The 26782-nt window shown below is 29.1% G+C and carries 20 protein-coding genes and 1 pseudogene; 18 read left to right on the forward strand and 3 right to left on the reverse strand.

Annotated elements, in window-relative coordinates:
* The first annotated feature begins 175 nt into the window (after positions 1-175).
* Together ACWJKS_RS05570 and ACWJKS_RS05575 are read left to right on the forward strand one after the other, a co-directional pair.
* Complete coding sequence (locus ACWJKS_RS05570) at positions 176-2581, forward strand: glycyl radical protein (RefSeq protein WP_165414188.1); 2406 nt, start codon at positions 176-178, stop codon at positions 2579-2581.
* 15 nt (positions 2582-2596) lie between these two features.
* Positions 2597-3526 (forward strand): glycyl-radical enzyme activating protein, encoded by a 930-nt coding sequence (locus tag ACWJKS_RS05575; RefSeq protein ID WP_216303820.1) that lies wholly within the window; start codon positions 2597-2599, stop codon positions 3524-3526.
* Positions 3527-3635: 109 nt separating this feature from the next.
* Here ACWJKS_RS05575 and ACWJKS_RS05580 read toward each other — a convergent pair whose 3' ends face one another.
* Positions 3636-6026, reverse strand: a complete 2391-nt coding sequence (locus tag ACWJKS_RS05580) for a sensor histidine kinase (RefSeq protein WP_462960658.1) — start codon at positions 6024-6026, stop codon at positions 3636-3638.
* 292 nt (positions 6027-6318) lie between these two features.
* On the opposite strand from ACWJKS_RS05580, the gene ACWJKS_RS05585 reads away from it, so the two are divergent.
* The 4 genes from ACWJKS_RS05585 to ACWJKS_RS05600 all read left to right on the forward strand — a co-directional run bounded on the left by ACWJKS_RS05585 (position 6319) and on the right by ACWJKS_RS05600 (position 10126).
* Positions 6319-6672, forward strand: coding sequence for a GGDEF domain-containing protein (locus ACWJKS_RS05585; RefSeq protein ID WP_462961050.1), 354 nt, complete (start codon positions 6319-6321; stop codon positions 6670-6672).
* 81 nt (positions 6673-6753) lie between these two features.
* Complete coding sequence (locus ACWJKS_RS05590) at positions 6754-7476, forward strand: LytR/AlgR family response regulator transcription factor (protein WP_462960659.1); 723 nt, start codon at positions 6754-6756, stop codon at positions 7474-7476.
* Positions 7477-8184: 708 nt separating this feature from the next.
* Positions 8185-8781, forward strand: coding sequence for a sensor histidine kinase (locus tag ACWJKS_RS05595; RefSeq protein ID WP_462960660.1), 597 nt, complete (start codon positions 8185-8187; stop codon positions 8779-8781).
* 151 nt (positions 8782-8932) lie between these two features.
* Positions 8933-10126, forward strand: coding sequence for a phospholipase C (locus ACWJKS_RS05600; protein ID WP_462960661.1), 1194 nt, complete (start codon positions 8933-8935; stop codon positions 10124-10126).
* A 178-nt stretch (positions 10127-10304) separates the two neighbouring features.
* Here the strand turns inward: ACWJKS_RS05600 and ACWJKS_RS05605 are convergent, their stop codons facing one another.
* On the reverse strand, positions 10305-10958 hold the full coding sequence (locus ACWJKS_RS05605; protein ID WP_462960662.1) for a pentapeptide repeat-containing protein: 654 nt from the start codon (positions 10956-10958) through the stop codon (positions 10305-10307).
* A gap of 332 nt (positions 10959-11290) precedes the next feature.
* Between ACWJKS_RS05605 and ACWJKS_RS05610 the strand changes: the two genes are divergently transcribed.
* The 3 genes from ACWJKS_RS05610 (at position 11291) to ACWJKS_RS05620 (ending at position 15905) form a co-directional block, all read left to right on the forward strand.
* Positions 11291-12784, forward strand: coding sequence for a hypothetical protein (locus tag ACWJKS_RS05610; RefSeq protein WP_462959674.1), 1494 nt, complete (start codon positions 11291-11293; stop codon positions 12782-12784).
* Between the two features lie 213 nt (positions 12785-12997).
* The gene (locus tag ACWJKS_RS05615) at positions 12998-13345 is read left to right on the forward strand and encodes a hypothetical protein (RefSeq protein ID WP_462960663.1); all 348 of its coding nucleotides are present in this window, start codon (positions 12998-13000) and stop codon (positions 13343-13345) included.
* 64 nt (positions 13346-13409) lie between these two features.
* On the forward strand, positions 13410-15905 hold the full coding sequence (locus ACWJKS_RS05620) for a DEAD/DEAH box helicase family protein (RefSeq protein ID WP_462961051.1): 2496 nt from the start codon (positions 13410-13412) through the stop codon (positions 15903-15905).
* Positions 15906-15952: 47 nt separating this feature from the next.
* Here ACWJKS_RS05620 and ACWJKS_RS05625 read toward each other — a convergent pair whose 3' ends face one another.
* Positions 15953-16264, reverse strand: a complete 312-nt coding sequence (locus ACWJKS_RS05625; protein ID WP_462960664.1) for a phosphoribosyl-ATP pyrophosphohydrolase — start codon at positions 16262-16264, stop codon at positions 15953-15955.
* Positions 16265-16637: 373 nt separating this feature from the next.
* On the opposite strand from ACWJKS_RS05625, the gene ACWJKS_RS05630 reads away from it, so the two are divergent.
* From ACWJKS_RS05630 to cas1b, 9 genes and pseudogenes are all read left to right on the forward strand, one after another.
* Positions 16638-17135: a hypothetical protein gene (locus ACWJKS_RS05630; RefSeq protein WP_462960665.1), complete on the forward strand. Its 498-nt coding sequence runs from the start codon at positions 16638-16640 to the stop codon at positions 17133-17135.
* A gap of 651 nt (positions 17136-17786) precedes the next feature.
* Positions 17787-18657, forward strand: a pseudogene (locus ACWJKS_RS05635) (IS30 family transposase).
* Between the two features lie 302 nt (positions 18658-18959).
* On the forward strand, positions 18960-19697 hold the full coding sequence (gene cas6 / locus ACWJKS_RS05640; RefSeq protein WP_462960666.1) for a CRISPR-associated endoribonuclease Cas6: 738 nt from the start codon (positions 18960-18962) through the stop codon (positions 19695-19697).
* Entirely contained in the window at positions 19694-21040 is a 1347-nt protein-coding gene (gene cas8a1 / locus ACWJKS_RS05645; protein WP_462960667.1) for a type I CRISPR-associated protein Cas8a1/Csx8, read from the forward strand. Before cas6 ends, cas8a1 begins: the two co-directional genes overlap by 4 nt.
* Entirely contained in the window at positions 21033-21920 is an 888-nt protein-coding gene (cas7i, locus tag ACWJKS_RS05650; RefSeq protein WP_462960668.1) for a type I-B CRISPR-associated protein Cas7/Cst2/DevR, read from the forward strand. Before cas8a1 ends, cas7i begins: the two co-directional genes overlap by 8 nt.
* A 2-nt stretch (positions 21921-21922) precedes the next feature.
* Entirely contained in the window at positions 21923-23008 is a 1086-nt protein-coding gene (cas5, locus tag ACWJKS_RS05655) for a CRISPR-associated protein Cas5 (protein WP_462960669.1), read from the forward strand.
* 10 nt (positions 23009-23018) lie between these two features.
* A complete protein-coding gene (gene cas3 / locus ACWJKS_RS05660; RefSeq protein WP_462960670.1) occupies positions 23019-25253 on the forward strand; it encodes a CRISPR-associated helicase Cas3' in 2235 nt (744 codons plus the stop codon).
* Positions 25254-25267: 14 nt separating this feature from the next.
* Positions 25268-25762 (forward strand): CRISPR-associated protein Cas4, encoded by a 495-nt coding sequence (cas4, locus tag ACWJKS_RS05665; protein ID WP_462960671.1) that lies wholly within the window; start codon positions 25268-25270, stop codon positions 25760-25762.
* Between the two features lie 18 nt (positions 25763-25780).
* The gene (gene cas1b / locus ACWJKS_RS05670; protein ID WP_462960672.1) at positions 25781-26773 is read left to right on the forward strand and encodes a type I-B CRISPR-associated endonuclease Cas1b; all 993 of its coding nucleotides are present in this window, start codon (positions 25781-25783) and stop codon (positions 26771-26773) included.
* The last annotated feature ends 9 nt before the right edge of the window (positions 26774-26782 follow it).

Consider the following 26782-nt stretch of genomic DNA (forward strand, 5'->3'; position numbering starts at 1 on the left):
ATATAAATTAATACAATTATAATATGTCCTTGATGCAATCATCGAGGACATATTATAAATTATATATGTCTTTGATAGTTATAAATTTAACAAATTCTTACGTTTTAGAAGATGTTTTAATAAATTGTAAACAGTAGTTAAATAAAAAAATTATATTAAGAGAGGAAGTTTTAATATGTATATTCTACAAGATGGATTTAGTAAACCAACAAAGAGGATAGTAGCATTAAAGGAACAAATACTTTTAGCAGTTCCATGTATTGAAGTTGATAGAGCGTTATTAATAACAGAATCATTTAAAGAGACAGAAGGACAACCAGCAGTAGTTCGTAGGGCTAGAGCACTTGAAAAGATATTAAATGAAATTCCTATTATTATAAGAGATGAAGAGCTAGTAGTTGGAAGTCTTACTCAGGAAGCAAGATCAGCTCAAATTTTTCCTGAATTCTCAAATAAATGGATTAAAGATGAATTTGAAACCATAGGAAAGAGAAAAGGTGATTCATTCCAAATTACCGAAAAGGCAAAAGGACAACTTACAGAAGTCTTCAATTATTGGGAAGGCAAAACTACTAATGAACTTGCTACTTCATATATGTATCCAGAAACTATTGATGCAATTAATGAAAATGTATTTACAGTTGCAAACTATTATCTTAATGGAGTAGGACATGTATCTGTAGATTACGCTAAGGTTTTAGCTAAAGGATATAAAGGAATTATTGAAGAAGTTGAATGTGCAATTGCATCTGCTGATAAAGAAAATCCTGAATATATTAAGCAAAAACTATTTTGGGAATCTATCATATGTTCTTGCAAAGCCATAATAAATTATGCACATAGATATGCAAAGCTTGCTAGAGAAATGGCTTCAAAAGAATCTAATGACGTGCGCGCTAAAGAATTATTACAAATAGCTAAAAACTGTGAAACAGTACCTGAAAATGGAGCAACTAATTTTTATGAAGCTTGCCAATCATTCTGGTTTGTACATGCAGTTATAAATATAGAATCAAATGGACATTCTATTTCTCCAACAAGATTTGATCAATATATGTATCCATATTATGAAATAGAATTAAATTCAGGAAATTTTGACATAGATGCAATTCAAGAACTTATTGATTGTGTATGGGTTAAATTAAATGATATTAACAAAGTTCGTGATGAAGTATCAACAAGAGCATTTGGTGGATATCCACTGTTTCAAAACCTATGTGTAGGTGGACAAACTAGAGAAGGCAAAGATTCTACAAATGATTTATCATACATGTGCATAGACGCTACAGCTCATGTAAGATTAGCAGCACCTTCATTCTCAGTAAGAATATGGAACAAAACTCCAGATGAATTCCTATTAAGATGTTGTGAGTTAAGCAGATTAGGCCTTGGTATGCCAGCATTTTATAATGATGAAGTTGTAATTACTGCATTAGTTAGTAATGGATTAACAATTGAAGATGCTAGAGAATATGGAATTATTGGTTGCGTTGAACCGCAAAAACCAGGTAAAACAGAGGGATGGCATGATTCAGGTTTCTTTAATCTAGCAAGACTATTAGAAGTCACTATAAATAATGGTATGAGTAATGGAAAACAAATTGGACCTAAGACTGGGGAATTTACACAGTTCAAGTCTATTGAAGAAATTATTGAAGCTTATACGAAACAAATGGAATACTTTGTTTATCAATTATCAGTGGCAGACAATTCTATTGATATTGCTCATGCAGAAAGAGCTCCATTACCTTTCCTATCTTGTATGGTTGATGACTGTATAACAGATGGTAAATCACTTCAAGAAGGCGGAGCACATTATAACTTTACAGGACCACAAGGTGTTGGTGTTGCGAATGTAGGAGACTCTTTTGCAGCTATTAAAAAGCTTGTATTTGATACTAAAATGATAACTTTAAAAGATTTAAAAGAAGCTTTAGATACTAACTTTGGTCAAGAAGATTCAACTTCAAAGATAGATTTTGAGGACTTAAGACAAATGTTAATTCATAGAGCACCTAAGTTTGGTAATGATATTGATGAAGTTGATGAATTAGCAAGTCAAGGAGCATATATTTACTGCAAAGAAGTTGCAAAACATAAAAATCCAAGAGGCGGAAATTTCCATGCGGGATTATATCCAGCGGCAATTAACATCCTATTTGGTGATCTTATAGGAGCAACTCCAGATGGTAGAAAAGCACATGAAGCATTAGCAGATGGTGTATCTCCAGTTAGAGGAGCAGATAGTAATGGACCAACTGCTGCTATAAATTCAGTAGCTAAATTAGATCATTTTATTGCATCTAATGGTACTTTATTAAATCAAAAATTCCATCCAGGTTCAATTCAAGGAAGTACTGGATTAAATAATTTAGCATCACTTGTTAGAAGCTTTTTCGATCAAAAGGGTATGCATGTACAGTTTAATATAATAGATAAGGAAACTCTTGTTGAAGCACAAAAGAATCCAAGTAAATATAGAGATTTAGTAGTACGTGTTGCCGGTTATAGTGCGCAATTTATAACATTAGATAAAGCAATTCAAGATGATATTATAAAGAGAACTGAACAAACTTTCTAAAAGGAGGAAAAGCAGATGCCGATAAGAAGAATTAATTATAAGCAAAAAGGCAAAATTTTTAATATGCAACGCTTTTCTATTCATGATGGACCTGGGATTAGGACAATAGTGTTTTTTAAAGGTTGTCCTTTAAAATGTGATTGGTGTAGTAATCCAGAATCACAGGATCCATTAGTTCAAATTATGTTTAATGAAAAAAATTGTATTGAGTGTAAAAAATGTGAAAAAAATTGTCCGGCAGGCGCAATAGATATGCTAAGACCTGGAAGAATAGATAGAGAAAAATGCACAAGTTGTGGACTTTGCGCTGAAAATTGTTATCCAGGAGGTATTGTGAAATCTGGGGAAGAAACTACTGTAGAGAAGGTAATGACTGAACTAAAGAAAGAAACTATTCAGTTCAGACGTTCTGGAGGTGGAGTTACATTATCTGGAGGAGAAATGCTTATGCAACCAGAATTTGCAATTGAACTTTTAAAAGCTTGCAAGTCAATGGGATGGCATACTGCAATAGAAACTACAGGCTATGCTAGTGAAGAGACAATAGATAAGATAATTCCTTTGGTTGATTTAGTGCTTTTAGATATAAAACATTTAGATGATGAAAAACATAAAAAACATGTTTATGTAAGTAATGAAATAATAATAAGAAATGCTAAAAAAATTGCTGCTTTTGGCACAGAGCTTATTATAAGAGTACCTGTTATTCCACAATTTAATTGTGATAAAAACAGTATATCTGATATTGCTAAGTTTGCAAAAAGTTTAGGGATAGTAAAGCACTTAGATTTATTACCATATCATAAGCTTGGGGCCAATAAGTATGAGAACCTAGGATTAGATTATATAATGGGACAGGAAATTAAAACGCCAGATGAGGATACTATGAATAGCTTTAAAAAAATAGTAGAGGAATATGGATTGGAATGTTCTATTGGAGGCTGAAGATGCTTACAGTATTTCAAGCATTCAGCATATTATATTGCAAAGAATAAAAGAAGTAATTATTGATTATGATGGATAGGCATTTAATGCCTATCCATTGTTTTTGTTTTTAATCATATATATCAGATAACTCTATTTTAATCCGTTCTACTTTAGTTTCTTTTGTATAAATACTATTTTCATTAAAATTTTCATCTTTAGGTAGCAATTTTACAGGAATCTCTACTCTAAATTCACTGCCATTATCTAGAGTACTTTCTAATTCAATAGTTCCATTATGTATAACTACTAACTCCTTAACTAATGAAAGCCCTATTCCACTTCCTTCTCTGTTTCTAGATAGAGACTTGTCTACTTGAACAAACTTTTCAAATATAGAAGATTGTTTTTCAATAGGTATTCCTATTCCTGTATCTTTAACAGATATAACTACACTATTTAGCTTATTATATATATTAACTTCTATTTTCCCACCACTAAGAGTAAATTTTATAGCATTTGATAACAAATTCAGTATTATTCTTTCCATTGCATCTGCATCAAAAGCCATAAATCTTTCTTCTATTTCTGTATCAAAAACAATAGAAATATTTTTGTTTTCTACATAATCAACAATTGATGATACAATATTTTCTACTACATTTACTATGTCATTGTTTTGCATTTGTATAAAAAAATGACCTGCATCAATCTTTGTTATATCTATAAGATTACCAATAATTCTAAGTAACCTATAGCAATTTTGTTTCATTATATCTGTATATTTTTCTATGTTTTTATCTTCTTGCTTAACTTCACTATTTTTTAATTCTATAACCTGAAGAGCACTAAAAATTAAATTTAGAGGTGTTCTGAGTTCATGAGAAATATTTGAAAAAAAGTTTGTTTTCAATTTATCATAATTCATAAGTTCTATAATCATCTTTTCATTTTGCTGATTATTCTTAAAATCTGTTATATTAAACCCTAACAAAATCAACCCTTTATAAGTTCCATCATCACTAAATAGAGGTATTCTCAATGTATCATAAATTTTATTAATGTTCTCTCTTTCATCTTGCACTACTTCCTCACTTCTATATACAGTGCCTGTTTTCAATGCTTCCTCATCCTTATTTGACCAATTTTCTAATACATATTTTGCCTGAGTTGATATATTAGTTAATTCCCCGATATTTTTATCCTTACAATCTTTTTCATCGATATTTAGTAATGTTAAAAGTACATTATTTATATCAAGAAACTTACCTTTAGCACTTTTAAAATAAATTATATTAGTAGTAGAATTTATTAATGTATTTAACAAATTTTCACTTTCAGATAATAATCTTTCAGCACGCCTACGTTTGTTTATATTAATAATGACAAAAATCGTTGCTCCTATAATTATAAATATAACAATAGATGAGGCATATAAAATTTGTTTTTTAGACATATTATAAGATTTATGAGGTTCATTAACTATCTCTGATCCTTTAGGCAAATCCTTCATATCAATAGTAAATTGTTTTAATTTATCATAATTAAATACGTATCTATGAGATGAATCCTCAGTAACAGGTATATCAGAAACTTTTTCACCATTCAATATTTTCAAGGCTAGTTTACCTACTTCTTTTCCTAAGTCATTACCATATGTAACCACGCCTCCAACACTTTCTTTGTTAGTCTGGATATAACCTGTAGAATATATGGGTATAAATGTATCTTTGAAAAGTACATTTACAGTTTCCCCAATTGAAATATCCTTACCCTTATTATTTTTAGTTGTTCCATTAGAATCAAAATAAATAATAGTATCTTTAGGTAAGCTTTTTACTCTTTCTTTAAGTTTTGTAACATTTTCCTCATCAGAAAATAAAAATTTAACTTTGTCTTTATATAAAGGTATTAAACCTTCTATAAGATTTTTAGTAATTATTCCCCTTGGGTTTTTATTTGTAATTATAAATATTTGCTTAGTACTTGGATGAAGCTTTAAACCAACATCAATGGTACTTTGAATATCCGGACTCTTTGAAAGCCCTGTAAAAAGAGGATTGGCGTTAATCATAGACTTATTAAAGTTATAGACTCCACAAAATACAACTGGAGTTTTAGGAAACAAGGTATCTCCATATTTCTGTAAGAATTCAAATGCATTATCATCTAAAGTAATTACAACATCAAATTTTGTGCTTCTAAATTTATATTTAAATAATTTATAAACTATCTGCGAATACTCTTCTTCAAAATTATAACCTGAGTCCAAGTATTGAATTTTAACATCTATATTTTTTTTACTATTTACAAACTCTGAATTTATTGCAGATGTAATTTGTCCAGTCCAATTTATGGATTGATTTCCAGCGGCAATACTACTATCATTACCATATGAATTTAAAATCAGTACATTTTTCTGAACTGTATTTTCGGCATGAACAGAACTTTGAAGAAAAAGAAAAAAGATTATAAAAGATATTAAGAAAATATAATATTTTGTATATTTATTAATTGTCATATAAGAATTAAATCCTCCTGAAAAAAATTATATACATTGATTACTTCAATGTTAATTACTTTTTATATATTTTTCTACTTTATATTACAAGTTATGTATATGTATTCTACATAAAATATAAATTTCCTTTTTTTTTCTGTGTTTTACACAATTTTAGGAACACTCTTTTAGCAAGTTCAGGCGGTCTTCCTTCGCAAATACACTTGAGATAATTATTTTTATTTTTTATACAAATTCCGCAGGATAATTGCGAATGTATGTTGAATTATGCTAAATAGAATATTTTGGAGGCCTGAATAAAAAATATAACGATAACTTTGGCCATTTAGAAGGGGATAAATGTTTAGTTAGTGTTGCTAAAACTTTGAAAAAATTGAGTGATGGACATTATTTTGCTGCAAGGTATGGTGGTGATGAATTTGTAATTGTGTTACCAAAGTGTTCAATTGAGCATGCAATTAGATTTGGGGAAAACAAAAGAAATAAAATGGTAGAGCTAAATATTTCACATAAATTCTCGAAAATTTCAAGTAGAGTTACGCTATCAATTGGGATCTCTTTTATAATTCCCAGCAAAAATGTTTCAATAAATGAATTCATAGAAAAAGGTGATACCCCGATTTATATTGGTAAAAGAAATGTTTGATATTCAATAGGAACCAGCGGGAAACCTAATAACAAGTACGATGTTACATTGGATGGTAACGTATAAAAGGAGTTGATTTTTATGAAATATACAATTGCAATCTGTGATGATGAACCTGTTCAAGTAAGAGTTATTGAAAAATATATGGAATCATTCAACAAAGAAAAAAAATTTCATATCATTTGTTCTAACAGTGGTGAACAATTACTTTCCCAAATACAATACAAGCCTGCACACATTTGCTTTTTAGATATCCAAATGAAAGGAATGAATGGACTGGAAATAGGAAAAAAAATTAGAGAACTTAATAAAAATGCAATCATTATATTTATTACAGGATTTAAAGATTATGCATTGCATGCTTTTGGCATAAAGGCTTTTGACTACATTATCAAACCGATTACGGAGGAGAGATTTAAAAATTTATTTCAAGAAATATCCGAAAAGCTGAAAAGTACCTATCCTTATGCAGAAGAGGAAAAAGACCTAACTATAAAAACTAAAGAAGGTATCTACAACATTAAATACGATTCCATCTACTATTTTGAAAAACATTTGAGGAAAATCATTGCTGTGTGCAAGGGAAAGAATTTAGAATTTAATGAAAGTTTTAAAAACTTAAAAGATCATTTAGATATGACTTCTTTTACCCAATGTCATCAAGGATTTATTGTAAATAATAAGAAAATTTCCTTTTACAAAAATCAACAAATTTGTGTGGAGAAAATAGAGCTATATATTCCTGTAAGCAGAGCATGTGTGAATGAAGTTAGGAGAATTTCCTGTCATAATTTATTCCGTTAGGAGGTGGGATACATGTGCTTTTTATGGGAAGCTTATGAATTCTCAATTAATCTACTAGAATGTTACATGTTGTACTTTTTTCTTACTCTAGTTCTTCAAAAAAAAATTAAAAATAATTATACGGTTGTTTTCATTATTCTATTTCAAAGCATCCTTCTTCAATTTATAAATAAAGGGTTAGGGAATACAAGAATTTTGGGGTTTATCCTCATTTTATGTGTTACTATTGTAATTTATTTTATAAACCTTAATTGCAACTTAAGAAATCTATTTTTTGTAATGATTCTGTTTATGGGATGTCTTGCAACCTTTGATTTTGTCGGTGTTATTATTACAAGTATGGTATTTCACGTTTCTCCAAGTCTTCTTGTGCAAAAAAATATTTATAGAGTAATCAGTGCAGTGACTACCCGAATAGTCATGTTATTTTTTATACAATTTAAAGTAAGTACTTCTTATATAAGAAAAATTCTTATTTACCAAATTACTATTGTTTTAATGATAAACATATTTTTCAATTCTATTTTTTTTAATATATATGAGGGGAAATCTTTTTTTAAAACTAATTTTTTTATAGGATTCATTACCCTCTGTATAATACTTTTCAGTTTTGTTATCATGAAAATTATCCAGCAAATTTTACTCTATTCAAAAAAAGAAGTAGAATGGTCTCTACAAGAAATAGAATATAAAAAGCAGATCTTTTATATGAACAATATACAAGAGTTAATTCATACATTAAGAGCACAGAGGCATGACTTTAACAACCATATCAATTGTATCTACGGGCTTTTAAAGACAGGAGAGATAAATGTCGCAAAAGAATATTCTGAAAAACTAGCAAGTCAAACATCAGAAATTAATACTATTCTAAACATAGATATTCCTATTATTGCAGCATTGTTAAATTTCAAGTTATCTATCGCAAAAGAAAGAAAAATTGAATTATATATAGATATAAATTTACCTAAAGATATTAAAATAGATCCTGTGAATATCTCTATACTTTTAGGAAATGCACTAGATAATGCCATAGAAGCTTGTGAAAATATAGCAGATGGAAATAAGTTCATTCGAATCAAAATGTATATAGAAAAGGTACATCTAATCATTAAAATTACCAATACCACAAACAGAGCAAAACAGGAAGGTACAGAGGAACATAAAACAACACATCCCGATAAGGAAAACCATGGGTTCGGACTTGAAAATATAAATTACATAGTAAACAAATATGATGGTTTAATACAAATAGAAGAAAAAGAAAATTTATTTATACTGAACATTGCTCTTTTAATAAAATGATAATAGAATTACCCATAAATTTACAAAAAAATATTCGATTATGACATTTCAACAACCAATCATGCAAACGCCATTTAAACCTTTACACAAATATGTATAATTATAATAAAAGAAGCAAAATTTTGAAAGTAAAAAAGGGGGAAATGTAATTATGAAGAAAACAAAATCTTTGATTATATTAATCTTTACAGTTGCAACATTTTTTATGACCGGTACAGCTTACGGTTGGAATGGTAATAAGGATGGAACGGGAACTCATGCAGTGATTACGGATCAAGCAGTGGAAATGTTAAATAACGACCTAGATCCAGGTGAACCACAGAAAGTAAAAGATAATATAGAACTTTTAAATGAATATATTAATGATTTGAAAATTGGGTCTACTTTCCCAGATTTTGATCCAAATGGATATGATTTGTATCAAGACCACTTCTGGGATCCAGATACAGGATATAATTTCACTCATACGGCGCCATGGTATACTAGTTATACTGTTACAGAAACAGCAGACAGTCAAAGTAGAAAATTTTCAGCATTGGCTTTAAATGAATGGAAAAAGGGGAATTACCAAGATGCTTCAAAACTACTTGGACAAGCTATTCACTACTTAGGAGATATCAACTGCCCTTATCATGCTGCGAATATTACAGCGGTAGATAGCGCAGGACATGTCAAATATGAGACATATGCTGACAATAACATAGGCAAGTATCTTCTTAATACAATGAATGGAACAACTAAGGAGTCAGTATATGCGAATGTTATTACAACAGCTGATTTTTCAAATTGGATTACAAAAAACAATACTTACTGGGGAAAGCTTTCAAAATCATTATATTTTTCCAAATCTACAATGTCTAACTCATATGCAGATTGGGATTATTCTCTGGGACAAGCATTACCAAATTCTCAAAAAAGTATAGCAATGTTCCTATATAGGTTTATAAATGAAGCATCGAATACTGTGCCAGTAGGATCACTTAACTTTAATCAATTACAAGTTGTTATTAAAACAGCAGACTTTGATTATGCAAGTACCGACGATTATGTATACTTTGGCATTGAAACACAGGATGGGCAGAAATTTGAATTGCCCTTGGACAATCCGGGGAATGATTTTAAAAGAAATCAAACAGACAGCTATAATTTGACTTTACCTAAAACTATTAATGCAGATACTATTACAAATACATGGTTAAGAAAAGCTATATACACCGCTCCGGGAGATGATTGGAAGCCTGAAAATATAAAGGTAATCATTTGCGGAGAGGTAAGACAAGATTTAAATATTACTTCAGTGTTAAGTGGAGACGTTAAATATACGATGCCTTTTAGTTTAAAATAAGAGTGCTAGAAATGCTATGTATTTAGTATTTTATAAAAGTTGAAAAGAATTTTTCAAAAAAAATATTATGCAAAAGGGATTTCTAAATATGGAAATCCCTTTAACGGTATTTTTGAAAGTAACTTAATTGTAGTTGTGTAACATTCATTATGTCATAACAATTAATTTATAAAGGTGATTATTTAACAATGAGACCTAGTATGCTCGATAGAGAAACAGCTTGCATAGTGTTAACTATTGCACCCTTAACATCAGCAATATTTACTCCTATACCTTCAAGATCGCAACTAGTAAAATCTATTCCTTTAAGACTTGTAAAATTCATTTGAGCATGGAGTAGATTAGACTCTTGAAATTCAACTTTTAAAAATTTTGAATTTTGAAAGTCGGAAGATCGTAATTGACATTGAAGGAATGCAACTTGCTTACAATTAGAATAACTAAAAAAAGCAAATTGACCGTTACAATTTTTAAAAATCACATTTCTAAGGGTGGCTTCATTTAAATTAATACCAATAATCTTACAGTTCACAAATTCTACTCTATGTAATGAAGCCTCATTAAAATCTACATTGGATAAATCACAATTTTCAAATCTCACATCCACAAGTTCTATGCGTCTAAAAGCTATCTTATTAAAAATAACTTTTTTAAATATAACTTGTTTAAAATTTACCATGTCTGCTTTATGGTTTTCTAAAGAGCAATCACTAATTGTTCCATAAGAAAATATAGCTTCATCCACTATATTTTCCTTAGATAACTCTATGATATCTAAATCGCTATCAAATTTAGGTCTTAAAACTTTCGTTTTTATTTTATTGTTTTCCATGTGTAATACCTCCATTTTAATCTAAAAACAAACAACCCTACGTAAAGGTATGCTCTAAACGAACACTTCATTTATTCTTTTTTTATAATTACAAATATAATTATAACATTTTTTCTCTAAATAAAAAATTAAAGGATTGTAGACTTATTAAGCTAGCAATGGTCGTTGTTTAAAAGAGCTTTCACGGAAACTCCTTAGCTCCTGTGATTACTCATTTTTAGTATCATTAATTTTTGTTGATTCCCCCACTTTTTTTGCATAAAACACTTGACAAGCCTGTAAAATTTTGCGGTCCTCCTCTTAAAGACATGTTTTAATAGGAGGATTATTTTATGCTTAAAAATTGGAGCTCTCATGCTGATTATCAGCAATTTATTATTTTAAATCTCTCATGTTTCTACAAAGCTTTTCCTAAAAAAATTATAGAACTTGAACCTTCTATCTCTAAGTTGTATTGCTTAGACTTAGATATTCTTAGAGAGATATTAAAACCTTATTATTCTAATATTGGTAGACCTGCAACTCTTCAACCTGAGATATTTCGTTCATTTTCTTTAATGCTTTTTCAAAAGGAAACAAGCATTACCAACTGGGTTAAAAAGATTCATGCCTGTGAGTTACTTGCAACCTGTATAGGCTGCACTAAAAATAATGTCCCATCACTTGGTGCTCATTATGATTTTATCTCTAGATTATGGCTTTCAAATCTGTCTACCGACAGGGTAAACCTAAAAAAAATATATTCGTATAAGAAGAAACCCTCTAAAATTAAGGCACCCGGGAAAAATAAAAAGCTTCCTAATAAAAAAACTGGTGTTGTTAAGAGAATTTCAGATTTTTTTGAAGCTGGTCGCTCATTTTCCCTAAGAGCCGAAAGGCTGCTTCAAAAAATATTCTCATTAGTTGCTGTAGAACCCTCTTTTAATCTTAACTTAATAGAAAAAGATAACCTTACAGTTGGCGGCGATGGTACTTGTGTTCACTGTAAGTCTTCTTACTATGGTTCTAAAGTTTGTGACTGCCGTGAAAATGGAATTTACGATTGCAAATGCCCTCGTAGACTTTCTGACATAAATGCTAATTGGGGTTGGGACAGCCATGAAAATCGTTGGTTTTATGGCTACACTCTCTATGCTTTATCTGTCTATAATAAAAAATATAAGATAGATCTACCTATTTATCTACGATTTGTAGAGGCAAGCAGACACGACAGTGTCACTGGAATAGTAGCATTAGCTGAATTTAGAGAACTGTTACCGCAGTTCACTATATCAAATTATGTTCTTGACTCAGCTAATGATAACTACCCTACATATGAATTATGTTCTAAATGGAACATTAATCCCTTTATTGATCTGAACTCCAAAAACAAAGGAAATTCAAAATATCCAGTTACTCTAGATATTAATGAAAAAGGATTTCCTATCTGTATTGGTGGCCATGAAATGGTCTATAACGGTTATGAAAAAAGTCGTTCACGCCTTAAATGGCGTTGCCCTTTAGTTTTAAAAAAGGTTGCTAGTTGCTCTTGCTGTGAACAGTGCTCACCTTCACCTTATGGGCGAGTAATCTACACTAAACCATCATGGGATTTGCGGTTGTTTACTCCTGTGCCTCGCGGCTCAAAACAATGGAAAACTATTTATAAAACTAGAACCTGCTCAGAACGTATAAACAATCGTATTCTAAATGATTATAAAATTCATACTTTACGAATACATGGTAAAAAACGTTATTCATTTATGACTATGATTGCTGGAATTAATATTCATCTAGATGCAAGACTTAAAGTTTCAGGTTTTAGTATTTTAAATTTATTAGAGTAGCTGTTTGACAATTAAGTACTTTTTTCTGAAAATTCCTGCATCGTGTAGGCTTGTTTGCTATACCTATTTTTATTCCTAACTGCTCTCTGAACATAAAAATTATAGCACTATAATGACTCTATACATAATTAAGTTTTACATATTAGTTTCCGTGACTACTCTAAAATACAAAGCTTGGTTATAATATAAGAGAATTAGAATATTCATTAAAGTGTGGAGGGGATATATGAAAAAAATAGATTTTATAGACATAGCAAAGAAATAAGAAAAGATGGAGAACTAATAGGCCTTGCACCAAATTTTGATAATAATTTAGGATTATCAGGAGTTCTTAATAATAAGGGTTTAGAAAATACCTGGTATTCAACAGCGTTTACAAGGAATAATTATAAACCAATATTAGAAGAGTATGATTACGATCTACCTAAGATTGATTTAGAAGAGATAAAAAGAATTATAAATGATACATTGGAAGATTTTCCTATACTAAGGTCGGAATCTGGATTTAGTGAAATTGTATTTAAAATAATAAAAAATAATTATGAAGAATTATTAAAGTAAGAACATATGGGGTTGTTGAAGCACTAATTAGAAAAGAAAAGTAAAAGGGAGTTAGTGGAATATGATGGTTGAAATAGATACTTTTAATAAAGGAACAATCACCAGTGATTCCATTGCATTTAAAGAGGCGAATCTAGAGTGTGATTCAAACTGTTCTACAGGGGGTAATGATTATTTACTACCAAAGTTAACATCTTCATTAAAAAGGGCAAAGAGCATAGATATTATAGTAGGATTTTTAATGGAATCAGGAGTTAAATTGCTTATAAATGATTTAAAACAGATAGCAGATAAAGGAGTTAGAATTAGAATCTTAACAGGAAATTATCTTAATATCACTCAGCCTCAAGCTTTATATTTAGTAAAGGATGCTCTAGGAGATAAAGTAGATTTAAGGTTTTATAATATTACTAATAAATCATTTCATCCTAAATCATACATATTTGAATATGAAGAAGATGGAGATATTTTTATAGGATCTTCTAATATGTCGAGTTCTGCATTAACTAGTGGCATTGAGTGGAATTATAGATTAAATATGAATAAAAACGTAGATGATTTTACACATTTTAAGAGTGTTTTTGAAGATTTATTTTTAAATCATTCTATAATTATTGATGATGAAGAGATGAGAAGATATTCATCAGTATGGAAAAGACCTAAAGTCTTTAATTATTTAGAAAAAGCTGAAGATAACAAAGAAGAATTTGGTACAGTAATTCCAATGTACGAACCTAGAGGTGCACAGATTGAGGCTTTATATGAGCTGAAAAGATGTAGAGAAGAAGGCTTAGATAAAGGATTAGTTGTGGCTGCAACGGGCATAGGTAAAACTTATTTAGCAGCTTTTGATTCACTTAATTTTCAAAAAATTCTATTCGTAGCTCATAGAGAAGAAATATTAAATCAAGCAGAAACATCTTTTAAAAATATTCGGCCTAATATTAAAACTGGATTCTTTAGTGGTAAAATTAAAGATAGTAATTGTGATGTGCTATTTTCTACAGTCCAAACCCTGGGGCAAAAGCAGTATCTATGTGATGAATATTTTAAAAAGGATGAATTTGATTATATTATAATAGATGAATTTCATCATGCAGCAGCAGGTAATTATGCGAATGTATTAGAATATTTTACTCCAAAATTTCTTTTAGGACTTATTGCAACTCCAGAGAGATTGGATAACAAAGATGTATTTGCCCTTTGTGATTACAATATTGTTTATGAAGTTAGATTAAAAGGAGCAATAGACAAGGGTTGGCTCGTTCCCTTTAGATACTATGGAGTTTTTGATGAAACAGATTATACAAAAATATCCTTTAAAAATGGTAAATATGATGAGGCAGAACTAGAAAATGCATTGATGATTAATAAACGTGCAGATTTAATTCTAAAACATTATAAAAAATATAATAGTAGACGAGCTTTAGGATTCTGCAGCAGTAGAAGACATGCAAATTACATGAGCAAATATTTCAATGAAAATGGAATAAAGGCTTGTGCTGTAATGAGTGGCAAGCAATCTGAGTTTTCAATGCAACGAGGCGAAGCAGTGGATAAATTGAAAAAAGGAGAATTGAATATTATATTTTCTGTGGATATGTTTAATGAGGGCTTAGATATTCCTGAAATTGATATGATATTACTTTTAAGACCGACAGAATCTCCAACTATTTTTCTTCAACAACTTGGACGTGGGTTAAGAAAGTACAAAGATAAGAAATATTTAAACATACTAGACTTTATAGGTAATTATAAAAAGGCTCACTTGATTCCATTCTTTCTAAGTGGGGATTTAAAAGACATTGCCAAAAAGGCTAAACAAGGTAAATTACCTAGAGAAGAAGAATATCCTGAGGATTGTATAGTAGACTTTGATTTTCAGGTAATTGATATATTTAAGAAGATGATGCAGCAGCAAAAGAATATATTTGATCTATTAGTGGATGAATTTAATAGAATAAAAGAAGACTTGAAAACTAGACCAAGTAGACTTCAAATGTATACTTATATGGATGATGATCTTTACAATGTAATAAGATCCAGAGGCGAATTAAATATATTTAATGATTATTTAGGCTTTCTAAATAAAATAAATGAAATTTCAGAAGAAGAGAAACTATTTTTAAAAACTGTGGCTTATGGATTTTTAAATAATATTGAAAAGACTTCAATGACCAAGACTTATAAAATGCCATTACTCCTAGCTTTTTATAATAATGGTAACATTAATTTGAAAATAGATGAAGAAATCATTTTTCAAAGCTTTAGGAATTATTATGATAAACCTTCAAATGTAGTGGATCTTTTGAGACATGATTCAAGTAAAAATTTTAAGAACTTTAGTAAAAAGGACTATCTAAGAATTGCAGAAAACCCAATAAAGGCATTTTTAAATTCTGCAAAAGATTTCTTTTATAGAGATAAGTCATATTTTTGCTTAAAGGATGATTTAGGTGAATTTATTGAAAATCCTGAATTTATAGCTCATTTTAAAGATATTATTGATTATAGGACTAGGAGATTTTATAAGGAAAGACTTGAGAAGTTAGAAAAATAAATATGATGACAAAGCCATCCATAGAGAAAAATTATGGATGGTTTTGACTATTCATAAACACTTTCAAGGACTATGCCTTTTTCAAAGCCGCCTCTTTCTTCTTTTTTAGCATTTCTTTTATTAATTAAATCTTTTTCAGAATATCCAAGAGTGCTTGCAAGACCAAATAGAACTTCCATAATGTCAGCAAGTTCTTCGAGGTTTTTAGCTTCTAGATATTCTGATACTTCTTCATTTAATTTGGTTTCGAGTAATGGTAGTAGTTCTTCTTCTTTAGCATAGTGAATATCAAAGCTTTTACCAGCGGATTCAATGATTTCAGGGATTTTGTCGCGGACTAGTTTGTTGTAGGTTTTCATGGGGGACCTCCTTTGGTGATTGGATGAGTTTATTATAGCATATGGTGGGAATATGAGGTTAATGCAACAGAACAAATGATAAAGTGTTGTTTATAAAGAAATGTTGGCAAAGTTCCTTTTAGTGGGTATGCATTAAATAATGGTAAATATATAGACGTAAGGAAAAATAATGTTTTGATGAGAGGGGATAATTTAGTTGAGAATTGTTTCGTGGAATTACAATGGAGCATTTAGGAAAAAATATAAATATATTCAAGAATTAAATTCTGATATTTATGTGATACAAGAATGCGAAGATCCTGAAATAACTTAGGATGAGGGATATAAAAAGTTTGCAAGCAATTAATTATGGGTAGGCCATAAAAATAAGGGCTTGGGTATTTTCGCAAAAGATACAATAACGTTGAAAGATAACCAATGGAAAACATATGGATTAGAATGGTTTATTTCTTGTACGGTTAATGATAAATTTTCTTTATTAGGAGTATGGGGATGTGGCAGTTATATAGAAGATATCTATGTTTATTTTCAAATACATAATGAAAAGTTGAAAAATATGTTGATTTGTGGTGACTTTAATAGTAATAGCTGCTGGGATAAAAAGCATAAGCGTAGGACGCATTCATCAGTAGTAAATGGATTAGAAGGACTAGGGTTATATAGTTGCTATCATTTAAAAGAAAATGAGGTTCAAGGTAAAGAAAACAAACCCACATTCTTTATGTATAGAAAGAAAGAAAAACCTTATCATATAGATTATTTTTTCTGTGAAAAAGAAAAAGTTAATGGTTTAGAGATAGGTGAGTTTGAAGATTGGATAGGTGTAAGTGACCATATGCCTGTAATTTTAGATAACAATACTTTGATTTGAAAGAAAGGTAATTTGTAATGTATACAAGATAATATTTAATAAAGAAGAGTGAACAAAACTCAATAGGTACAGTTAAATCATCTTCTGCGAAGCTGATTATCTTCTTAGAAGATGCATTAACCTACGATAATTGTTATTAGAACTATGCGGTTACATGGCAAGTTATGTTATTGTCATGAATTAAATTATAAAGATATTTGTGAAATATCAGATATTTAGGTGTAAAAGAAGGGTATATGTGTTAATGTGTTGAACAATAAATAATAATTGGGAAAGATGTTCAACATAGTAATTGAAACCATGGAAGAATATAGTGGAAAAGTAGAGTAAAGCATACTGTAAATATTTTTATGTTGTTGATAATTATATATTAATTTCCAATATGGATAGATTAAATAATTAAAAATAGGAATATTATAAAATTAAATTTATATTCCAAAGTGGATAGATTAAAAAAAAACGTTTATATTTAATATTATATGATAAAGACTAATCATAAACAATGGATAATATTTAATACTTTATGATAAATTTCTAAAAATGGGTAAGTTGTAAAATGGAATGACCATAGAACAAAAAATAAAGACTCAAGAGAAAAAATCTTGTACAATGTTAAGTGACTAAACCAACACAAGTACAGGAGGATTTCAAATGAGTCAATCAAATTTTATCACAGAGAACAAAAAAGGTAAACACCTAACATATGAGGATCGTATAAAGATAGAGACATTATACAAAATGGGGCTAAATTCAAGCTGTATTGCGGAGCAAATAGGTGGACGTTCAGAGCGTACAATAAGGCGTGAAATTGCTAAAGGAATAGTAGAATTATTGAATAGTGATTTAACCACTCGAATGGAATATAGCGCAGAAATTGGGCAGTCAGAACATGACAGACAAGGCACAGCAAAAGGGCCTGCATTGAAAATAGGGAAAGATCACAAATTGGTGAAGTACTTAGAAAAAGCCATTGGTAAATATGGCGAATCTCCGTATGCAGCTATTCAAAATATAACAAATAAAGAGCTACAATTCGAAACAACTATTTGCTTCAAAACTGTGTATAACTATTTGGATAATAATTTATCCTTAAACATAAGTAACAAAGATCTGCCTGTTAAAAAGAATGCCAAAAAGAGAAACTATAAAAAAATAAGGCCAGCGTATAACAATACCAAAGGAACAAGCATATCAGAAAGACCTACAGCGGTAGCTGCACGTGATGAGATAGGGCACTGGGAAATGGACACCGTAGTAGGAAAGCAGGGTACAAAGACTGTATTAATGGTGTTAAGCGAAAGAGAACTAAAGTATATTATGCCCATCCATACAGTTCATGGGAACGAGGCACAAACGAGAATATCAATAAAATGATACGACGATTTTTCCAAAAGGTGTGGATATTTCAGCATTCTCTAAAAAACAAATTATGCAAATACAGCACTGGATCAACAATTATCCAAGAAGGATTTTTAACGGTTTATCTGCTAATATGATGGAACAGAAAACCATTATAACTTAACATTATATTTTTCTTGAAAATTTCGGACATTTTATATTGCAATCTACACAAATTTCTAAAAATGTAATAAAACATTGACATTAGAGTTTGTTTGTTTTACAATAAATTCATATTGGGTTATATTATGTAATGAATACTATAATATTAAAGGGTTTTTTTAAAAGATATTTAAAGCTTTACAATATTCGTATGGGTGATACCGAAAAGCGGTATTCAACTTGGGGGTTAAGACTAATCAATTAGGTAGTATGAAGCTGGATAATTATATAAATAGAGGCTTAAACTTTAGGGAGGAGAAAACGATGAGATTTAAAATAGAATTAGAGTTGAAAAATGAATATTTACCTTTGGATTACCGACCATCTGTAATTAGTTTATTTAAACATAGTTTAACTGCATATGATAATGGTAAACATTTTAGTACTTATTATGAAATAGGTAAGGACAAGCCTTTTACATTTGCAGTAGGTATACCAAGTAGTAAATTTACAAAAGAAAAAATATTAGTACCAAATAGAAAAATTAATATTACTTTTAGCACAGGTGATATAGGAACAGGTATAGTATTTTTCAATGCTTTATCAATGCAGAAAAACAAACTCTATCCTTTGGCATATGAGAATGTAATGATTGTAAAAGATATTTTAATTGAAAAAGAAATTGCGATTACAACAGGTAGTATTGATATTATGTTTAAATCTCCTTTATGTGTAAGAAAACATAGCAGGGGAAATAACAAAGATACATATTATTCTTATGAAAAAGTAGGCTTCTATGAAGCATTTAATAAAGTGTTAGAGTTTCAAATATCTAATTCTAGTACTTTAACCACTTCTATTTTAGAGGGCTGTTCTATAATGCCGGTGCAATGTAAAAAAACTGTGGTTAGACACCATTCACAATTTGTAGAAGTTACAGTAGGTATGTTTAGTTTGAAAGGTAATATAGCATTGCTCAATTATTTGTATACAGGGGGCATTGGAAGTCGCAAATCAAGTGGCTTCGGAATGTTTGAAATAATGAGGAAGGGGACACTATGAAAAGCATAATAGAAAATGAAAAATTCAACACTAAAATGGAAGCCTCAGATTGGAGATACGGTGCTAGTATAGTGGGAATAATAAAATATTTTGATTATCTTGTGTTTAAGCAATACGAGGTACAATCTAACTTATATGAAATTGATGATGATGTTATATCATATGATAGCGAAAAAATTACAGAGGAAAGATACTTGCTATTTGTTGAGTATTATTTTGAAAGTGCTATGCATCATAGGGTAATTGAGCAAATATTAGATAATAACGAATTTACTGATGATCAAATAAAATTAGTAAATGATAAATTAAAAGCTAATGTTATTATGAAAAAGGTTTTCGGAGAAATTAAATTTTCAGGCGAAAACAAAGAAATTATATTACAAAAGATTAATGAAAACAGACTATTATTGATAAAAGAAACATACAGGAGTGGAAAAAGTTTGTATGCAAATTTTGCCAATACTAACAGTCTATTTGCAGAGCCGGGTGTCATTTGTAGAATACAAAATTATAACATAGATGTACCTAAAAAGGGCAAATCAATCTCATATAATTGGGATTTCAAAACATATAAGTGGGAGGATGAAAAGGAATTTGATTTTATTCCATTTGCATTTTCAAAGTCATATGAAGGTTTTTTTATAAATAACAACTATTCAATAAAGCAAGTTTTTGATACAAATAATTTGATTAGTAATAGTGATAATCCTAGAAGTACATTGTTCTGCGATTTGAAAAATTCTTCTGGCTTTATAGACTTTGATGTTGAGGTAATTATTAAAAATAGAGACGTTGATTATTTTGAAACGTTGTATATTAGAAAAGATGCCATCAAAATATTCGCAGAAATAAAAAATTATAAAGCTATTAAGATGAAATATAAAGTTAATGATAATTATTATATGAATTTTGAAAAAATAGTCACAGATAACATATTAAATAATATAAAAATTGATGCTCTAATAGAAATACTATTAAAATCTAAATCCAGTTACACATATAATATTAAAACACTCATAGAAATTAATACACTAATTTATGGAGGGGATAAAATGGACAAGCAAATGAAATCTGCTTATGCAAGTGCTAAAAGAGTAATGAAAGAAATTCCAGAAAACAAAGTAAATAGTTATAAGCAGAAGTTAATAAGTGCAATAACATTTAAAGATTACGAAAGGTTTTGTGAAATATTATTACAGTTATCTTCCTATTCGGGGGTTGTTTTTCACTTTGCATATGACTTATTTGAGAACTTTGATGAAAATAAAAATATAGCCTATACGTTTATAAATGCACTTAATAATGAGTCTAATAAAGATAATGGAGGAAAAAAAGATGAATAAAAAAGCATTAACACTTACAGTTGTGGCAAATATGACATCTAATTACGGAGAGGGTCTTGGAAATATATCAAGTGTTCAGAAAGTTTTTAAAAATGGTAAGAGTTATGCAACAAGGAGTAGAGAGAGTCTTAAAAACGCTATAATGGTACAAAGTGGCATGTATGGGGATCTACAAACTGTGGTAGATAAAAAAGTAAATCAAAAAGTTGTGTCTGATGAGCTTAATGCTACAAATTGCAGAGCTTTAGAGGGTGGATATATGAATACAACTGGAAATACATATATTCGAAAGAGTTCCTTCTATTTAACTGATGCAATTGCTTGTGATGATTTTGTAAATGAAACAAGATTTCATAATAATCTTTATCTTGCATCAAATTTTGCAAAAAATAATAGTTTAAATCTACAAGCAGATGCGGGAAAATGTGGACTTATGCCATACCAATATGAGTATGACAAAACCATGAAAATGTATAGTATAACCATTGATCTTGAAATGATAGGTAGGGACGAGAATTTTGAAACGCCAGAGGCTGATGCTAAGGAAAAGGCAGATAGGGTTATTGCTATATTAGATACAATTGAAACTCTTAATTTAGTGGTAAAAGGAAATTTGGATAATGCGGAACCACTATTTATTGTAGGTGGCCTAACTGATAGAAAAACTCATTATTTTGAGAATGTAGTAAAGGTGAAAGAGGACAAACTACTAATTACTGAAGATTTAAAAGATAGAATTGCAAAAGGGTGTAATGTAGCACTGCTTGAAGGTGGCAATTTTAAAAATGAATCTGGAATTAAAAGTGAATTACCATTGATTAGTGTTTCTAAATTTTTTGAGGATTTAAGGAATCAAGTTAACACACATTATGGGGTGTAAGCATGGAAGTTTTAAGAATTATACTAACGCAAAGCAGTGCAAATTATAAAAAAGAAGAAACTGTTTTAAATAAAATGACCTATCCACTTCCTCCATTTTCAACAATAATTGGAGCATTGCACAGCGCATGTGGGTATAAAGAATATCATCCAATGGATATTAGTATTCAGGGCAAATATGAAGCTATGCACAAAGAACCTTATACGGATTATTGTTTTTTGAACTCTACAATGAACGATAGAGGGATTTTAGTGAAAATGAAAAATCAAAACCTTTTATCAACCGCATTTGACAAGGTTGCTAAAGCAAAAGCAGCAACACAAAATGATTTCAGAAAAGGAATTACAATAGAGGTTATAAATAGAAAATTGCTAGAAGAATACAGAGTACTTAAAGACTTAACAGAAAAAATTGCGGAATTTAAAAAAGATAGAATTGACAAAGTATTAGGTCTTACTAAAAAACGTAAAAAGGCATTATTAGATAAAAAGAAAAAGTGTGAAGCAAATTCACCAGCATTTAAAGTGATTTCTAAAAGAGAAAAAGAAATAAAGGAATTAGAAAAAACAATTAAAGAGAGATTAAAAGAGTACAAGAATAAGGAATATGAAATACCATATTCAAGATTTGCAAGCCTTACAACTTCTTTAAAATATTATGAGGTTTTAAATAATATAGAATTAATACTTCATATAAAGAGTGATAAAAATACACTTGATGAAATTAAAGACAATATATATAATTTAAAATCAATTGGTAGAAGTGAAGATTTTGTAGATGTTAAAGAAGCTTGTTTTGTAGATGTTGTAGATGGGATTGAAGACGAAGATGAAGTTATTAGTGAATATTCTGCATATATAAATTATGAACTTATAAAAAATGAATATGTAAATTTACGATCAAAAAAAGGAACTTCAGCAGATGGAACAAAGTATTATCTAAATAAAAATTATATTATAGAGGATAACAAACGGATTTTTGAAAAAAAGAAAGTTGTTTACACTTCTGAATATTCAGCAGAAGATGGAAGTGATAATCTTTATTTTGATATAAGTAAAGAAAAGTCATATATAGTTAATTTTAATTAGGGGTGATAGTATGGATTTATCCAATTACAATGCAAAACCTGACAAAACAATAAGGCAGCACACCGATGATTTATTAAGAAATCTTGATGTATTGCAAAATTTAAGATATATCAGAGACCATAATATATATGAACTTACAAAAATTTCTTGTGGATATCATGATTATGGTAAAGCGAATAGAGAATTTCAAAAAAGAATAAAAAACAATACTAAGTTTAATGAAAACACGGAGATAGCACACAATGTGTTATCTCTATATTTTATAGATAAAAATGAATTTAAGAATGTAGATGATTACTATAAAGTAGCATTTGCTGTTTTAAATCATCATAACTACTGTGATAACATTGGAATAATAGAAAATGGGCGAAGCAAAGAATTAATAAAGAACCTATTAAGTGATTTCAAAGTTAATGTAATTAAAAGAAGCACTATTAAAAATATAAACAAAGTAACAGAAAATCAGGACGCAATTCTTATAAAAGGATTTCTACACAAGTGTGACTATAGTTCAAGTGGAGAAATCTCAATTGAATATGAAAATGATTTTCTAAACGGTGGTCTTGATAATTTATTAGAAAAATGGAGAAGTGGAAACAGTAATGCGAACTGGAATGAGCTTCAACAGTTTTGTAAAGAAAATACAAATAATAACATTGTGGTTGTTGCCCAAACGGGCATGGGTAAAACAGAGGCAGGACTTCATTGGATTGGCAATAATAAAGGCTTTTTCATATTACCATTAAAGACAGCTATAAATTCCATATATAAAAGAATTAAAGAAGAAATTCTAGATGAAAACCAAATTCAAACTAAATTAGCACTTCTTCATTCGGATTCGTTAAGTTATTATAATAACGATAAAAATGATGAAATGGATATTATGGATTATTATAATCAGAGTAAACAGCTTTCCATACCTCTTAGTATTTCAACACTAGATCAATTATTTGATTTTGTTTTTAAATATCAAGGGTATGAACTTAAACTTGCTACATTATCTTATTCCAAAATAGTCATTGATGAAATTCAGATGTATGGAGCAGATTTACTTGCATATTTAATTTATGGACTCAAAATAGTAAATAAATTCGGAGGAAAGATTGCAATTCTAACGGCAACATTAGCGCCGTTTATAAGAGATAAATTAAAAGAGGGAGAAAATCCGATTGAGTTTGAAGAGAAAACATTTATAAATGATATAAAAAGGCATAATATTAAGGTTTATCATAGCCAAATTGATACTGATAGTATATATAATAAATTTGAAGAAAACAGTGAAAAGGGTATAAGTAATAAAATACTTGTAGTTTGTAATACTGTTAAAAAAGCACAGCAAATATACAATGAGCTTTTAGAAAAAGGAGTATCAAATATAAATATACTACATAGTAAATTTATAAAATGTGAAAGAGCCGAAAAAGAAAGGAAAATATTAGAGGTTGGAAAAACTGAAAATATTGGGACATGCATATGGATTTCTACACAAATTGTAGAAGCGAGTTTAGATATTGATTTTGATTATTTGTTTACAGAACTTTCGGATATAAGTGGATTATTTCAAAGGCTTGGTAGGTGTAACAGGAAAGGCATGAAATCTATAGAAGAACCTAATTGCTTTGTGTTTTTAAACATAGATAATAACCTTTTGACAAATGGAACTAAAGGAACTAAAGGTTTTATTGACAAGAAAATATATGAATTATCAAAAGAGGCATTAGAAGATGTAAATGGGATATTAACTGAAAGGAATAAAATAAATATTATAAATCAATATTTAACAACAGAAAATTTAAAAGGCAGCGATTATTTATTTAATTACAATAAATTTACAAAGTGGATAACAGATTTACCTCCTTATGAAATAGATAAAGAAGATGCAAAATTAAGAAATATAACATCTTATGATGTAATACCTAATAAAATCTATGAAGAGCATAAAGATCAAATAGATGAAAACTCTATAAAACTATTAAAGGTTGTAAATCGAAAATTAGGGAAAAAAGAGATAGATCAAATAAAATTAGAAAAAATAAAGTTAAAAGAAGAAATTAAAAAGTATACTGTGCCTGTTGGTATATATGATATATATTTTAAAGGGTCAAATGTACTTATTAAGAAGGTTCAACTAAGTAGATATGAATTTGTAAATGTTGTAAATTGCAATTATAACGAATTGGGATTTATACGATTAACCGGCAAAGAAGTAAAGGGACTTGAAGAAAGCTTTGATAATTTCTTGTAAAGGGAGTGATTGTTATGGATAAGCCAATTACTGGTATGATGATTTATTATTACATTGTTTGTAAGAAAAAACTATGGTACTTTTACAATCAGATACAAATGGAAGCAGACAATGAGAATGTTCAAATAGGAAAGGTTTTAGATGAAAATGCTTACGAAAGAGAAGAAAAACATATTAATATAGATGATGTGATTAGTATTGATTATATAAAAAGTAAGGGTATATTGCATGAAGTGAAAAAGAGTAAAAAAATAGAAGAAGCTGGAATAATGCAGGTTAAATATTATTTATATTATCTAAAACAAAAAGGGGTAAAAGACATTAAGGGAAAGATTGACTACCCTCTTCTAAAGCAAAGTATTGATGTAGAATTAACAGCTGAGGATGAAAAATATATAGAATCCGTTTTAATAGATATAAAAGAAATTGTAAATACACATTTGCCACCAATGCTTGAAAAAAAGAGGATTTGCAAGAAATGTGCATATTTTGAATTGTGTTATATTTAATGAAAGGGAGGAGTCGTATTGAAACGAAGCTTTTATATATATAATAATGGTGAGATACATAGAAAAGACAATACACTGCAATTTACAAATAGTGAAAATGAAACTAGAGATATTCCCATAGAACAAGTTGAAGATATATATATCATGTCGGAAATGAAATTTAATACGAAGTTTATAAATTTTGCATCAAAATATCAAATACCTATACATTTTTTCAATTATTATAGTTTTTATACAGGGAGTTTTTATCCTAAAGAGGCGTTACTTGCAGGTAATTTGCTAGTAAAACAAGTTAGACACTATGAAGACAATCAAAAAAGACTTTGTATAGCAAGGAAATTTATAGACGCTGCTGCTGCTAATATCTATAGAAATCTAAGATACTATAATGGTAGAGGTAAAGATGTAGGAAAACAAATGATAGAAATTGATTCTCTTAGGAAAAAAATATTAAAAACAGAGAGTATTAATGAATTAATGGGCGTGGAAGGTAATATTAGAAAACAATATTATTCAGCATGGAATACTATTGTTGATCAAAAAATAGATTTTGAAAAGAGAGTAAAAAATCCTCCAGATAATATGATAAATACAATGATTTCATTTGTTAATGGATTAGTGTATACAAGAGTGCTAGGAGAAATATATAGAACACAGCTTAACCCTACCATCAGCTATTTACATGAACCAGGAGTAAGACGATTTTCATTAAGCCTAGATTTAGCTGAAGTATTTAAACCAATTTTAGGGGATAGAATAATTTTTTCATTGTTAAATAAAAATCAAATAACGCCAAGCTGTTTTACAAAAGATTTAAATTACCTTCATTTAACCAAAGATGCATCTAAAACAATATCAATGAAGTTTGATCAAATGTTGAAAACAACAATTTATCATAAAGAGTTATCAAAAGATGTCACATATCAGCATTTAATAAGACTTGAGTGTTATAAATTAATAAAACATATAATGGATGAAAAAGAGTATGAAGGTTTCAAAATATGGTGGTAGGAGGAGTTT

The sequence above is a fragment of the Clostridium sp. CM038 genome, from assembly GCF_055081105.1.

Bases quoted from the DNA above. Each gene is read 5' to 3' on its own strand.
- ACWJKS_RS05570 (WP_165414188.1), top strand. From the start codon at position 176: ATGTATATTCTACAAGATGGATTTAGTAAACCAACAAAGAGGATAGTA.
- ACWJKS_RS05575 (WP_216303820.1), top strand. From the start codon at position 2,597: ATGCCGATAAGAAGAATTAATTATAAGCAAAAAGGCAAAATTTTTAAT.
- ACWJKS_RS05580 (WP_462960658.1), bottom strand. From the start codon at position 6,026: ATGACAATTAATAAATATACAAAATATTATATTTTCTTAATATCTTTT.
- ACWJKS_RS05590 (WP_462960659.1), top strand. From the start codon at position 6,754: ATGAAATATACAATTGCAATCTGTGATGATGAACCTGTTCAAGTAAGA.
- ACWJKS_RS05595 (WP_462960660.1), top strand. From the start codon at position 8,185: ATGAACAATATACAAGAGTTAATTCATACATTAAGAGCACAGAGGCAT.
- ACWJKS_RS05600 (WP_462960661.1), top strand. From the start codon at position 8,933: ATGAAGAAAACAAAATCTTTGATTATATTAATCTTTACAGTTGCAACA.
- ACWJKS_RS05605 (WP_462960662.1), bottom strand. From the start codon at position 10,958: ATGGAAAACAATAAAATAAAAACGAAAGTTTTAAGACCTAAATTTGAT.
- ACWJKS_RS05610 (WP_462959674.1), top strand. From the start codon at position 11,291: ATGCTTAAAAATTGGAGCTCTCATGCTGATTATCAGCAATTTATTATT.
- ACWJKS_RS05620 (WP_462961051.1), top strand. From the start codon at position 13,410: ATGGTTGAAATAGATACTTTTAATAAAGGAACAATCACCAGTGATTCC.
- ACWJKS_RS05625 (WP_462960664.1), bottom strand. From the start codon at position 16,264: ATGAAAACCTACAACAAACTAGTCCGCGACAAAATCCCTGAAATCATT.
- cas6 (WP_462960666.1), top strand. From the start codon at position 18,960: ATGAGATTTAAAATAGAATTAGAGTTGAAAAATGAATATTTACCTTTG.
- cas8a1 (WP_462960667.1), top strand. From the start codon at position 19,694: ATGAAAAGCATAATAGAAAATGAAAAATTCAACACTAAAATGGAAGCC.
- cas7i (WP_462960668.1), top strand. From the start codon at position 21,033: ATGAATAAAAAAGCATTAACACTTACAGTTGTGGCAAATATGACATCT.
- cas5 (WP_462960669.1), top strand. From the start codon at position 21,923: ATGGAAGTTTTAAGAATTATACTAACGCAAAGCAGTGCAAATTATAAA.
- cas3 (WP_462960670.1), top strand. From the start codon at position 23,019: ATGGATTTATCCAATTACAATGCAAAACCTGACAAAACAATAAGGCAG.
- cas4 (WP_462960671.1), top strand. From the start codon at position 25,268: ATGGATAAGCCAATTACTGGTATGATGATTTATTATTACATTGTTTGT.